Source organism: Pseudalkalibacillus sp. R45 (genome assembly GCF_052246725.1).
Classification (GTDB): Bacteria; Bacillota; Bacilli; order Bacillales; family Fictibacillaceae; genus Pseudalkalibacillus.
The window spans coordinates 861,072-874,453 of the sequence record NZ_JBQQCL010000001.1 but is presented as its reverse complement, the minus strand read 5'-3'; the positions used below and the strand labels follow the sequence as shown (position 1 = coordinate 874,453).

The 13,382-nt window shown below is 46.3% G+C and carries 11 protein-coding genes; 9 read left to right on the top strand and 2 right to left on the bottom strand.

From position 1 onward, the window contains the following. The first annotated feature begins 73 nt into the window (after window positions 1–73). Window positions 74–943: an ROK family protein gene (locus ACTWQL_RS04200; protein WP_443141155.1), complete on the top strand. Its 870-nt coding sequence runs from the start codon at window positions 74–76 to the stop codon at window positions 941–943. Window positions 944–993: 50 nt separating this feature from the next. Here the strand turns inward: ACTWQL_RS04200 and ACTWQL_RS04195 are convergent, their stop codons facing one another. Continuing rightward, a complete protein-coding gene (locus ACTWQL_RS04195; protein WP_443141154.1) occupies window positions 994–1,761 on the bottom strand; it encodes a YqjF family protein in 768 nt (255 codons plus the stop codon). A 154-nt stretch (window positions 1,762–1,915) separates the two neighbouring features. On the opposite strand from ACTWQL_RS04195, the gene ACTWQL_RS04190 reads away from it, so the two are divergent. The 5 genes from ACTWQL_RS04190 (at window position 1,916) to ACTWQL_RS04170 (ending at window position 5,623) form a co-directional block, all read left to right on the top strand. Beyond that, a complete protein-coding gene (locus ACTWQL_RS04190) occupies window positions 1,916–2,053 on the top strand; it encodes a hypothetical protein (protein WP_443141153.1) in 138 nt (45 codons plus the stop codon). Window positions 2,054–2,089: 36 nt separating this feature from the next. Further along, window positions 2,090–3,208, top strand: a complete 1,119-nt coding sequence (locus tag ACTWQL_RS04185; protein WP_443141152.1) for a M14 family metallopeptidase — start codon at window positions 2,090–2,092, stop codon at window positions 3,206–3,208. Further along, window positions 3,205–4,716, top strand: coding sequence for an FAD-dependent oxidoreductase (locus ACTWQL_RS04180; RefSeq protein WP_443141151.1), 1,512 nt, complete (start codon window positions 3,205–3,207; stop codon window positions 4,714–4,716). The genes ACTWQL_RS04185 and ACTWQL_RS04180 overlap by 4 nt, the downstream gene beginning before the upstream one ends. Window positions 4,717–4,852: 136 nt before the next feature. Continuing rightward, window positions 4,853–5,236, top strand: coding sequence for a YndM family protein (locus ACTWQL_RS04175; RefSeq protein WP_443141150.1), 384 nt, complete (start codon window positions 4,853–4,855; stop codon window positions 5,234–5,236). Window positions 5,237–5,266: 30 nt separating this feature from the next. Next, entirely contained in the window at window positions 5,267–5,623 is a 357-nt protein-coding gene (locus ACTWQL_RS04170; protein WP_443141149.1) for an STAS/SEC14 domain-containing protein, read from the top strand. 142 nt (window positions 5,624–5,765) lie between these two features. On the opposite strand, the gene ACTWQL_RS04165 is transcribed toward ACTWQL_RS04170, so the two are convergent. Continuing rightward, window positions 5,766–6,530 carry a MurR/RpiR family transcriptional regulator gene (locus ACTWQL_RS04165; RefSeq protein ID WP_443141148.1) on the bottom strand — a complete coding sequence of 255 codons (765 nt, stop codon included), beginning with the start codon at window positions 6,528–6,530 and terminating at the stop codon, window positions 5,766–5,768. A 181-nt stretch (window positions 6,531–6,711) separates the two neighbouring features. Here ACTWQL_RS04165 and ACTWQL_RS04160 point away from each other — a divergent pair, with 181 nt between their 5' ends. The 3 genes from ACTWQL_RS04160 to ACTWQL_RS04150 all read left to right on the top strand — a co-directional run bounded on the left by ACTWQL_RS04160 (window position 6,712) and on the right by ACTWQL_RS04150 (window position 13,323). Beyond that, on the top strand, window positions 6,712–8,679 hold the full coding sequence (locus ACTWQL_RS04160) for a fructose-specific PTS transporter subunit EIIC (protein WP_443141147.1): 1,968 nt from the start codon (window positions 6,712–6,714) through the stop codon (window positions 8,677–8,679). 281 nt (window positions 8,680–8,960) lie between these two features. Next, entirely contained in the window at window positions 8,961–11,624 is a 2,664-nt protein-coding gene (locus ACTWQL_RS04155; RefSeq protein WP_443141146.1) for a glycoside hydrolase family 38 N-terminal domain-containing protein, read from the top strand. 13 nt (window positions 11,625–11,637) lie between these two features. Then, window positions 11,638–13,323, top strand: a complete 1,686-nt coding sequence (locus ACTWQL_RS04150) for an alpha-amylase family glycosyl hydrolase (RefSeq protein WP_443141145.1) — start codon at window positions 11,638–11,640, stop codon at window positions 13,321–13,323. Window positions 13,324–13,382 lie beyond the last annotated feature (59 nt).

Sequence of the window (13,382 nt, the reverse complement as noted above, 5' to 3'; positions counted from 1 at the left end):
AGTTTTGGTCATTTTTTTATATGAAAACTTCTAATTTGATAAAATAAAGATGAAGAAAGGAGTGACCTGGATAATGTACGGTTCGATTGAAGCTGGCGGAACGAAGTTTGTGTGTGGTATCGGGAATGAAAACGGTGAAATCCTCGAAGAAATCACGATTCCGACGACAACACCAGAAGAAACGTTGAGTCAGGTGGTTGAATTTTTCAAAGGGAAAGAGATTGAAGCTTTAGGCATCGGTTCATTTGGTCCTGTTGATCTGAATCCGGATAATCCTACATATGGATTCATTACGACAACGCCGAAAAAGCACTGGAGCAATGCTGATCTTGTCGGTGAAATGAAGAAGCATTTTGATGTGCCGATCGGGTTTGATACCGATGTGAATGCTGCTGCGCTTGGAGAAATGGAGTGGGGAGCGGCGCGTGGTCTTGATAGCTGTCTCTACATGACGGTCGGAACGGGGATCGGAGTCGGCGCGATTTCAGAAGGGCGGATCGTTCATGGGATGCTGCATCCAGAAATGGGACACATCCGGGTTCGTCGCCATGAAGAAGATGCTTATGAAGGCGGCTGTCCGTTTCACGGTGATTGCCTGGAAGGATTGGCGGCAGGTCCTGCAATTGAAGCTCGCTGGGGTCAGAAAGGCATCGAATTGGCTGATAAAATGGAAGTTTGGGAGCTCGAAGCGTTTTATATCGCGCAGGCGTTGGTGAACTATATCCTGGTGCTTTCGCCAAAACGTCTGATCCTCGGCGGTGGTGTCATGAAACAAAAGCATCTGTTTCCACTTGTTCGGGAGCAAGTGGTGAAGCTGTTGAACGGCTACATCCAGCACGAAAACATCCTCGAGAAGATCGACGAGTACATTGTGGCGCCAGGATTGGGAGATCATGCTGGACTGTGCGGGGGGATTGCGTTGGCGAAGAAGGCTGCAATCTAGCCCGTCCTTTGAATCAGACAAAACTCTAAAAATATCGCAACAAAAGGGACTCAGAGCACGCCGCTCGAGTCTTTTTTAGGTTCATTTTCTTCAGACACCAATGGCCACAAGAGGGCACGCTGGGATGCAGCATAGTGCGTATACGTTGGTGGGTCCAGCTGGAATGGTGGGAACATGAGCCTATTGATGCTGGTTTCTGCCTCTGTAACCCTCCATCTTTCATGGTGGATGTCTCCTCTTAATAATTTCTTCCCCTTTTCAGTCCATAAAACATACCGTTCAAGAAACCAATACGTCAAACTACCTTCATCTGGTGTGAAAGGTTCGGAGATAGAACGATAGCTACCTTTAAAAATGGTCGATGTTTTTCCTTTCCTCGAACTTGAGTAATCAATGACTCCACCCTCAACCCCAATGGACATCCCAGCTTTAAAGTAAGGTAGAGACAATATCCTCGTCCCAAGAACGACAGGGAGGTGGTTGGCATCCAGGCTGAAAAAATAGAGACCTGGCACTCCTTTATAGGTAACATACGTCCGAACATTCAACTCCAAATAAGAATGAAAGAACGGGATTCTCATTAGGCCGCGTATCCTCATATCCTTTACAGCGAAAGGAATTATGCCGATCCATGCCTGCCCTTCGAATGTATCCAGCTCTAGGGATGACGGCACATGTCCTCTAAGCATTTCCGTTGAAACAGGGAAATGCATGAACAGCAAATGGTCCCATCGCTGAGTCAATCTCCATTGCTGCTTGGGGAGCGGTGCTGTCCGGTGACTTGTTTTTTCGAGGAGTTCATCTGTAAAATCAGCCATGTCCATCCTGCCTTTTCAACTTTCTTTGCCTACTATTGATTGGTGTATCCATGTGTCAATCATGTTAAACCTCACTGTTATATAAAATGGAAGTTTAACTGGTTCCAAACCTAGGAATGAGTATGTACATACAGACATGGAAGAGGTGATGACCGTGGTTGATAAAAATAAAGATTCGAAAGAGCAAAAACAGAAGGAAAAAGATCGCGACCGTGATATCGAGCCTCAACGAGAAGTAGAAGATGAAAAGAAAAATAAAGAAAGTGAAAAGAACCCGGATGACTTTGAGTAACAAGAAAAATCACTTTATGAGGCAGGAGTAGTGGACATGAGAGAAACTGAAGTTTATTTTAAAAAAACGTATGAAGAGTCTCGGGAAGTGTTCCGGGGCCATCTAGATAAAATCCGTCAGAAGTGGCCGAAAGCGGAGTTGTTAACTGAATCAATCGGAGCCGAAAAAGACAATACGATTGATATGATCTATTCAGACGCGCAGAAATCCAATGACCAGGTCCTCTTTTTTACCTCAGGAGTGCATGGGATCGAAGGATATGCCGGCGCTGGAATGATCCATTTGTTCGTTGAGGAGTACCTCGATCGCGTCGATCCTGAAACGACGGGGATCTGTTTCGTCCATGCTGTGAATCCATGGGGAATGCGGAATTTTCGCCGTGTCACAGAGAACAATGTGGATATGAACCGGAACTGTGTGTGCGGGGACGTTCCGAAAGATGTGAATGAGAATTACGCGAAAGAAAGTGAAGTTTTCCTCCCGAATGGAAAGATCACGGATATTGAAAAAGAGAAGCAGGATCTGTATGCACAGCTGAGCGAAGGATCGATGAATGAAGGATACAACGGAATCAAAAGCGCGAAAAGTATGGGGCAGTTCCAGTTCGAAAAAGGGGTCTATTTTGGCGGGCATACGGAAGAACCGTCGACGACTTATTTGAAAAAACTGCAAAAGAAACTTTTAGCCGATTTTGACCGCGTGATCCACATGGATTGGCACACCGCGCTCGGTCCGACGAATGAAGTCACGATGGTGAATTCAGAAGTAGATTCCCGCAGTGAAGAAGAGTTGAAGTCCTTTTATAAGCTGGAAAACATCAAGAAATTCTCGCCAGAAGATGTGAAAGGCGATACGACGAACCATTTCAACGAACTGAAACAGGAGGAATTTCCGGACACGTATCTCTTCTCGGCGCTTTTCGAATTCGGCACATTCGGTGCTGATAAAGAAGCTGAACTACGCGAATTCACGACGATCATTTTAGAAAATCAGTTGTATTGGAACGGTGCGGAGAAAGAAGAAGATCGCCAATGGATTCTCGCTGAAACCCAAAACATGTTTTACCCAGAGGAACAAGAATGGCGGGAATCGGTCATCAAAGAAGGCAGGCGAGGAATCGAGAACATCCTCGGACAAGAAGGGATTTTAAAATGAGATTGCCTGGCGAATCGCAGTCCTTGTGGAGGAACTTCCAAATTGAGTCCTTTCCACCACTTGAGGAAGATTTGACGTCGGAAGTGACGGTGATCGGAGCTGGCATCACTGGGGTCACGACAGCTTATTTACTGGTGAAGCAGGGGTATGATGTTGTGTTATTGGATGCCGGGCAGATTGTTTCGGGTGCCACAGGCTATACAACGGCAAAAATCTCAGCACAGCACGGTCTCGTTTACGACAATCTTATTGAGACGATTGGAGAAGAAAAGGCAAAGCTCTATTATGAAGCCAATTGGGACGCATTAACGATGATTGATGAGATTCGAAAAGAGCATGAGATTGATTGTGATTTCAGTTTTCAGGATGCGTTTGTGTATGGGGAGTCCGAGCAGTCGAAGATAAAGATTGAGAAGGAAGCGAAGGCGTACGAGAAACTTGGAATCAATGGAGGCTTGACCGATGACGTGGATCTTCCTTTTCAGATATCTTCAGCTATTAAAATGAATGATCAAGCCCAGTTCCATCCGGTCAAGTACCTGGCTGCATTAGTAGGATATTTGAAAGAGAAAAATGTACGGATTTACGAAAACACACGAGCTGTTGATATTAAGAAGGGGCAGAAACCTGAAGTTATCGCAGAAAACGATCACTTAATCACTTCTGATCATGTTGTGATCGCTTCGCATTTTCCTTTTAAAGATTTCGAGGGGATGTATTTTGCGCGGCTTCACGTTGAACGTTCCTATTCACTGGCGGTCAAGACCGATTCGAAAATTCCAGAGGGGATGTACTTGAACGCGGATCAGCCAAAACGTTCGCTTCGTCATGCAATTGATCCTTCTGGTGAGAAAGTGTTGCTGGTCGGAGGTGAAAGCCATACGAGCGGGCAAATCGAGGATACGTTAGCTTGTTATGAAATCTTACGAGCATTTGCGGATGGACATTTTGGAATTACTGAGATACCCCATCGGTGGTCTGCCCAGGATATGACAACCCTCGATCAGGTCCCTTATATCGGGCCGATTACGGAGAAAAATGCGAACATCCACGTTGCGACAGGTTTTACAAAATGGGGCATGACCCTCGGAACGGTTGCTGCTCAATTGATCAGTGACTTGATTAGTGAAAAGGAAAACCCTTATACAGAGCTCTTTAAGCCTTCCCGGTTCAACGCCAAGTCTGATGTGAAAAATTTTACGGTTGAAAATGTGGATGTGGCGAAAGAATTCGTAAAAGGAAAACTTGATCGAAGAACAAATGAGGTTGAAGAGCTGGAACCTGATGAAGGTGCTGTCGTCAAAGTGGGTGGAAAAAGAGCGGGCTGTTATAAGGATTCGACAGGTAAAACAACCCTTGTCGATACGACCTGTACGCATATGGGGTGCGAACTGAATTGGAATAACGGTGAGAAATCGTGGGATTGTCCATGTCATGGCTCGCGGTTTAATACGGATGGTAAAGTGATCGAAGGACCTGCGACCAAACCCCTGAAAAAGCTATCTTGATAAAACGTTTTAAGTTCTGTCTCCCGGGAACATTCACTATAAAGATAGATTTATAAGGAGTGAATCTATGGATCGGGAATGAGTGTAAACGATTGGTCAAGGATGAACAAACTCTTTTTATAAGGAGGCTGAAGTCATGGACCATGTAAAAGCACTCGCGATCAAAGCAGGCATGACATTTCCGCTCGTGTATCTGATCCTTGGATTAGGATTCGGCATCTCTATCATGAACGTAGTGATTCTGACTATAGTTCTTGGAGGCGTTTCCTATATCTTCGGAGATCTCGTCATCCTGCCGAAATTCACGAACATGAAAGCAACGATGGCAGATGTAGGACTCACCTTCATTGTGATCTGGCTGGTAGGCATCGTGCTGACAGGCATGCAAGTAGGTACGATGGCTGTGGCAGCTGCTATTACCGCATCCGTCATCGCGCTCGGTGAACACTTTTTCCATTTTTATATATTGCGAAAAGAATTAGGTGCAACAAAACATTTGAAAGCACAGCACACTCATTAAGATTTTGTACGAAAAAGGAGGTTGTGATGTATGTTCGAAATCCTTCCGAGTCAGGATCCGAAAACGATTGCTTTGGAAGTTCACGGGAAAGCTGGAGAAGAGGATGTAAATAAGCTTGATCAGTATGTAGAAGCCAATTTCGGGAATGACGAAGATTTCAATGTCCTTGCAATCTTTGGTGAGTTGGATGGTACCACGTTCAAAGGTCTCGTCGAAGGGATGAAATTTGATACGAAGCGTTGGGATCAGTTCAATAAATTTGCGGTTGTAAGTGAGAAATCTTCAATTGAGAAGTTCACTAAATTAGGTGATCATCTTCCTGGCATCACCTCGAAACACTTTGATAAGGATGAAGAGGTAGAAGCCTGGAAGTGGATTAAACAATAATTACGATAAATGGACTCCGGGAGGCATTTCTCGGAGTCATTTTTATATAAAAAAGTGTAAAAAGTAAACTTTGGCCGGATTCCACTCGGAATCGGCCGGATTAAGCTCGATTCCCGCCGGATTACACCTCAAATCCGCCGGATTACTTCAAATCTTCTCCTTCGACCCCTTCTTTCAGGAAAAACTCGAACAGGATATCGATAATCACGAGCAGTGTGGACCGGGCAGTCAGATCATACCCAGCGTACTGCACGCGCTTTACCGTTCCGCTCAATGAATAGCTGGCGAGCTTGGCGAGTGTAGAGTCTGCTGCGTTAGTGATCGCAAGCGTCGTATGATTGGCGAACTTCAATTTTTCCGCAATATCGACGAGTGTCTTCGTTTCCCCGCTTGACGAAATGAACACGACGAGATCACATTCCTCGATCATGTTCGGCAACAGGTCGATGATATGCGACTCATACGTGTAGAACGTGGGCTTATTGACCTGCATGAGCAGCTTGCTGAAATATTCCCCCATCATTTTCGACAAACCTACCCCGACAATCACCACCCGGTTCGCATCCGTCATCATCTCGCTCACCTTGTAAAAATGCTCGGCGCCAAGGTGTTGCAATGTCGTGTTAAGACCACTGATATAGCGATCGATGGCAGGCGTGCTTTCGGGCAGCTCATCCTCCAGGTCGAACGTTTTCAACGTATATTTAAGCTCGGAAAAACCAGCCAGTCCAAGCTTGTGGCACATCCGCACGATCGTCGTCGTACTGACATTGATCGCTTCTGCCATCTGGGTTAGCGACTGGTTTTTTGCTGTTTCGAAATTGTTCTCGATGTGGTAGAGCACATGCTTTTCCGAATGCGTCAGAGAGGGAAGTGCCTGCGAAAAGTGGTCCACGATTACGCCCATCATTTTTTCTCCTCTTCAAGATGATTTGCTGTTCCAACTAACTCCGTCTCAACTCATTATCTTTTATTCTGTACAAATGTACAAGGGATGTACAACAAAATTCGACAAACCTATGATACAACATAATTGTAAGCGTTATTATCAATACTATTCAAAATACCCATGAAGCGGAGTGATAACGATGGAACTGAAACAAATGACGGATGAACGCCTATTGTTCTTTGATGTCGAATGGAACTCGAAGCAAGAAGTCATTGAGAACCTCGTTAATGCATTAGATGAAAACGGTTACCTTCATTCGAAGGAAGAATACTTGAAAGCCGTAATGGAACGCGAAGAAATTTCACCGACCGGTTTTGAAAAAGGACTTGCAATCCCGCACGGAAAATCGGCTGGGGTTAAAAAAGCTGGATTTGCGGTAGCACGCTTGAAAAACAAGCTATCTACGTGGGAAAGCGTCAATCCTGACAACGAAGTAGAGCTTGTGTTTTTACTGGCGATCCCTTCAGGTGAAGCCGGATCGACCCATTTGAACTTATTATCTGTACTTAGCACACGCGTGATGGATGATGCCTATTACAGCCGTTTACTTGCGGCGAAAACGCCTGAAAGATTTTTGAAAGCACTTGACCAGGTGGACGAGCCTGCAGGAGAAGCTCCTGACGCTCCAGCTGATAAAACTGTTGTCGCGATCACGGCCTGTGCAGCGGGAATTGCCCACACGTACATGTCTGCAGAAGCACTTGAAAAAGCGGGCCGTGAACTCGGAATCCGCGTTTTGACTGAAAAACAAGGAGCGAACGGGATCGAGGATGAACTGTCTGCTGACGTGATCGACGGTGCGGACGCGGTTGTGTTCGCAACGGACATCTCACCGAAAGACAAGCACCGATTCCAGGGCATGCCGTATGTACAAACACGTGTGGCGGAGCCTTTGAAACACGCAAAAGAAATTTTACAACGTGCTTTGAACAAGCCTGACGGAAAAGTTGTCGGTGATGATGTTGAAGAAAACGGAACTGCTCCTGGTAAAAAGAAGACTGGTGTCCTTGCTGAGATGGGGCAGGCAATCTTGACGGGTATCTCGTACATGATCCCGGTCATCGTCGCAGCTGGTTTGATGATGGGAATCGCCAAGCTTGGCTCGATGCCATTCGGACTCGTCAACGACCTGCCAAATCCTGAATTCGCAACGCACTCGAACGAACTTTTCGTCATTTTACACCATTTAGATAAATTCGGATTCTTGATCTTCCAGTTCATGTACCCTGTGTTCGCGGCGTTTGTGGCTTATTCTCTTGCTGACCGAACAGGAATCGTCCCTGGATTTGTCGGCGGTGCGTTCGCAGCTGGAATCCACTTCAAGTACTGGGGTCTTGAAGACCAGGTCGCTTCTGGATTCTTCGGGGCATTGATCCTTGGTCTGACAGCAGGTTATATCGCGAAATTCTTGAACAAAAAAATCAAACTGCCGAAGAACTTCTTACCGATGAAGCCGATGCTCATCATCCCGGCAGTCAGTGTTTTAGCAATCTTTTTCCTGAACTTTTATATTGTCGATCCTGTATTCGGTGGATTGAATGTTGTCTTGAGTAATGCAATCGAATCTGCTCAGGGTTCTGGTGAACTTGTATTGGCGACGATCATTGCGTCTGCGACAGCATTTGACCTTGGTGGGCCGATCAACAAAGCGGCTGGAGCGATCAACATCGGTCTTGCAGCGGATCAGATCTATCCATTGACTGCTCGTGTATTGTCGATCGTCATTCCGCCAATCGGACTTGGTGTCGCGACAATCATCGATAAATATGTCGTCGGCCGCCGTGTGTTCGATGCAAACTTGCGTGTAACAGGGAATACGTCGGTATTGCTCGGATTCATCGCAATCAGTGAAGGTGCGATCCCGTTCATGCTTCGTAATCCATTGCTCGTCATTCCGATTAACATCATCGGTGCGATTCTCGGATCGGTTACTGCAGTAGCACTAGGTGCCGTCCAATGGCTGCCGCTGCCTGCATTCTGGGGCTGGCCGCTCGTTGAAAACATCTGGGCATACTTGATCGGTCTCGCAGTCGGTGTCGGATTCATCGCATTCGCGAACATCTTCATCCGATTTGCACTGATCAAACGTGAAGAACGACGTGCATAAGCGGAAATTTTAGATTTGAACAGATTATCTTTAAAAGTGAACAGATCAATCTCGAAACTGAACAGAATATGTGGAAAAGTGAACAGATCAATCTCGAAACTGAACAGAATATGTGGAAAAGTGAACAGATTAATTTGGGAAGTGAACAGAATATCTTGAGAAGTGCACAGATTAATCCGAAATGTGAACAGATTACCCCGGAAAGTGAACAAATCAACTCAAAAACTGAAGAGATTATTACATGAACAGCAGCTAGAACTACTGACATTGACATTGGAGGCATGCTTTTTATGAAACAGAAACGTGTCTACGTGGTCCCGCATTCGCATTGGGACCGCGAATGGTACTTTACGATAGAGGACTCGAACCTTTTACTCGTCGAAAATCTCGATGCATTGATGACCGTCCTTGAAAATGCCGAGGAATTCACAGGTTATGTGTTCGACGCTCAATCTTCATTGGTCGAGGAATACTTGAAGGTCCGTCCTGAGGATCACAACCGACTAAAAAACCACATCGAAAACAAACGGATTTTCGTTGGCCCATGGTATACGCAGACAGATTCCTTGCTCGTCAACAAGGAATCGCTCATCCGAAATCTCCTGTATGGAACGCGGATTGCGGAACAGATGGGGCACAGCATGAAGGTCGGCTACCTGCCTGATATTTTCGGGCAGAACGCCTACTTGCCATCGATTTTCAAAGGGTTCGGCATGGAGTACAGCATCCTGCAGCGGGGGATCTACAACGACCAGATCAACGGTGATTTGAACTTCATCTGGAAATCTCCGGACAGGGAAACGGTCCAGACGAACTACATGTATCTCGGCTATGGCCCTGGGAAGTTTCTAGCTGCTGAGGGCGAGTTTTACGAGGAAAAATTAGGGCCGATGCTCGAGAAGCTTGCGGAACTAAACGAAAGCACGGACAACCTGTTGCTGCCGTCCGGTGGCGACCAGGTCTTCGTCCGTAGCCATTTTCCTGAAACGATCAAAAAGCTGAACGAAAAAGACGAGAAGCATGAGTATGTGCTTTCTGACTATGAAACTTTCATGAAAGAGACGTGGTCTGAAGGAACTTTTCCGAATGTGATCGAGGGGGAATTGCTTGCTTCACAAAAATCACGGATCCACAACACGATCCGTTCGCAGCGGTATGACATCAAGCAGCTAAATGAAATTGTCGAAAACAAAATCCTGTATGTGCTCGAGCCTCTCGCCGTGGTCGGTCAAAAACACGGGCTGAAGTATCCGCAAAGCTGGCTTGATCAGATGTGGAAAGAGCTGTTCGATGTCCATGCACATGACAGTATTGGCGGCTGTAATTCGGATGACACGAACCATGACATCGTTGTCCGCCTTGAAAAAGTGAACCGGATGGCAGATGGACTCATCAACATCATTAAAAAGCAGATGACTGAAGCAATCAGCAAGAAAGCAGGCCGAAATGATCTTCTTGTCACTTTTAACACGAAGCCTTATGCCCACCAAGGTGTCATGGAAGCGGTCATCTTCACGAACTCTCCTGATTTTGCGGTTAAAACCTTAAATGGAGAAGTTGTCGAATTTGAAGTGACTGATCAGACGTACATGAGCGGCGGTAAAAAGGTTGTCGTTACGGCTGAAGGGGACAAAGAGGTAGAAATCCCAGGGTACTACCGCTCTGAAATCCATTTGGTAGCGAACGGCATACCAGCGATGGGCTATGCGACATTTGTCGTGGAAGATGGAGCAGAAAAAGTGAATCGTGTCGCTGAAATCGATTCATCAACCATATCAAATGATAATCTTAAAATTGCGTTTGAAGATGGCAAACTCAACTTGACGAACTTTGAGTCTGGAGGCACAATCGAGCAACTGCTTTCGTTCGAAAATGTCGCGGATGCAGGGGATTCTTATGATTTTTCACCGTTAAAAGGAGACAAAGAAATCATTATCGAAGACGCTGAACTTGTTTTCGTCGAACATGGAAACAGAATCCAAATGATGACGGTGAAACACAAAGCGAATGTACCAGGCACGCTTAAAGAACGTGAAGTCAAAAAGAACTCGAAGACGCTCGAAATTTTGACACGCCTTGAACTTCGAGTAGGGGAAGCGTTTGTCCGTGTCGAGCACGAAATCGACAATGATATTTGCGATCACCGCGTCCGGGTTAAGGTAAACACACCATTCACAAATGTACAGCATTCTTACGCGGATCAGGCATTCAGCGTGTTGAAGCGAGGCACTGAAAACCCATACCTTAAAAACTGGCGTGAAGACGGTTTTGTCGAAGCACCTGTACCGATCTACCCGCTTGAAAATTTCGCAGCAGTATCCGATAATGAGCAGGCGCTGGCATTGATCACAAAAGGGTTGAAGGAATACGAAGTGCTACCGGAAAACGGTGAAATTGCACTGACGTTGTTCCGAAGTGTCGGATTGCTCGGTCGGGACAACCTATTATGGCGTCCAGGCCGTGCGTCAGGCATCAACAACAAAGTCGTCAAAACACCGGGTGCTCAATTACAGCAAAAACTCACATTCGAATACAGCATCTCTTTTACAAATGAAGCGTTGAATCCGGTGCGTTTATTCCAGGTTACTGAGCAATATAAACAGCACGAGGCGACGTACCAGAAGCAGACCTTGAATACGTTTGAAGAGAGGTTGGAGCGGTTTGAAATCCCGTATCCCATCGATCAACTTGACGATCAGTTCTCCCTATTTAAAATTGAGAATGATCAAGTTTTCGTGAGCACAATCAAGCAGGCACATGATAAGGACGGTGTGATCGTACGCCTCTTCAATCCGACAGAAAAAGCACAAACCGTTTCGATTGAGACGGAACAATTCGCAATACAAGTCCTCGTTAACTTGCATGAAACAGAAGCTGAAGCGATCGAAGGTTCATTCGAAGTGCCAGCGAAAGGCTATACGACGGTAAAACTGAAAGCGGAATAGAAAGGACGAGACGATGAACAGGGAAGAGCTATTACAGAAGCTAGAAGAGAAAATCCGTTTCATCTACGGCTCGGATTACAAACCAGAATATCTTGAACAGATCGAAGCACTCTTTGAGAAGTGGGAAGGGCAGGACTGGACAGAGGCAGAAAAGCCATCGGAAGAGACGGTCTATCTGATCACGTATGGCGATAGCATCTATGAGGATGGGAAGCCAACGCTTGAGACGCTTCATGGGTTTTTAAAAGAAAAGGCGAAGCGCATCATCAGCGACGTCCATTTGCTCCCGATGTTCCCGTACACGTCGGATGACGGTTTTTCGGTGACGGATTACCGTGAAATCAACCCAAAGCTCGGAGACTGGTCGGAAATCGAAGGGATGTCAAAGGACTTCCGTCTGATGTTCGATTTCGTCGCCAACCACATCTCGCAATCAAGCGACTGGTTCCAGGGTTATCTGCAGGAGGACCCGAAGTATAAGGAATATTTCGTTCCGCACGATCCAGAGTTTGATGCATCGCAAGTCGTGCGCCCGCGGACTTCACCGCTTTTCCATGAGTACGAAGGGAAAAATGGAACGAAAACGGCATGGACGACCTTCAGTAAAGACCAGGTCGATGTGAATGTTGCGTATTTTCCGGTTCTCGTCGACTTGACGGATATCCTTTTGATGTACGCGCATAGAGGCGGGACAAGCATTCGTCTTGATGCGATCGGTTTCCTGTGGAAGGAGTCGGGTACGTCTTGCATCCACTTGCCGCAGACACATGCGATCATCCAGATGTGGAACTTGATTCTGGAGTATTTCAAGCCGAACACGCAGATCATCACAGAGACGAATGTGCCGCATAAAGAGAACATCAGCTATTTCGGTGACGGTGAGAAGGAAGCAAACATGGTTTATCAATTTTCACTGCCGCCACTTGTGCTTCATGCGTTAACCACGCACAACGGTAAAACATTGACGGAGTGGGCGAAAACAATTGGGAAGGTGTCTGACAAAGCGACATACTTCAACTTCCTGGCGAGTCACGACGGCATCGGTATGCGTCCAACAGAAGGCATTTTGAGTGAAGATGAAAAACAGATGCTTGTCGACAAGGTTCAGGAGAACGGCGGGAAGGTTTCCTATAAATCAAACCCGGACGGCACCCAGTCGGTTTATGAGCTGAACATCAATTATGCGGATGCACTCGTGAACAAGGACGAAGATGTGTCTGAAGAACAGCAGATCCAGAAGACGCTTGCTGCACATTCGATCCTGCTATCGGTGATTGGTGTGCCGGCGATCTACTATCATTCGCTGTTCGGATCGCGGAATGACTATGAGGGCCTCGAAGCGTCGGGCATAAACCGCCGCATCAACCGTGAAAAACTCGAAGTGACCCAGCTGAAGGAAGAGCTTGAAACCAGTCCGCGACGCGCTCAGATTTTTAACCGAATGTCTGAAATGATCCAGGTGCGGAAAAAGGAAAAAGCCTTTTCACCGTATGCAGAGCAAGAAGTTCTGGATCTTGGTGAAGAAGTATTTGCGTTAAAACGGACTGGAGAAGGTGACAGCGTCTATTTTGTCGTGAACCTGGCCAGTCAGGAAACGACTGTTGACGCAGGCGTTCGCGGAACCGATCTGTTGAGTGGCGAAACAGTTGACGGCAACCTGAAGCTTGGACCGTATGAATTCGTTTGGATAAAAGAATAAATTTGGAGACAGCTGCCCGTAATGGGTGGTTGTTTTTGATAGTACATCATTACTAATTT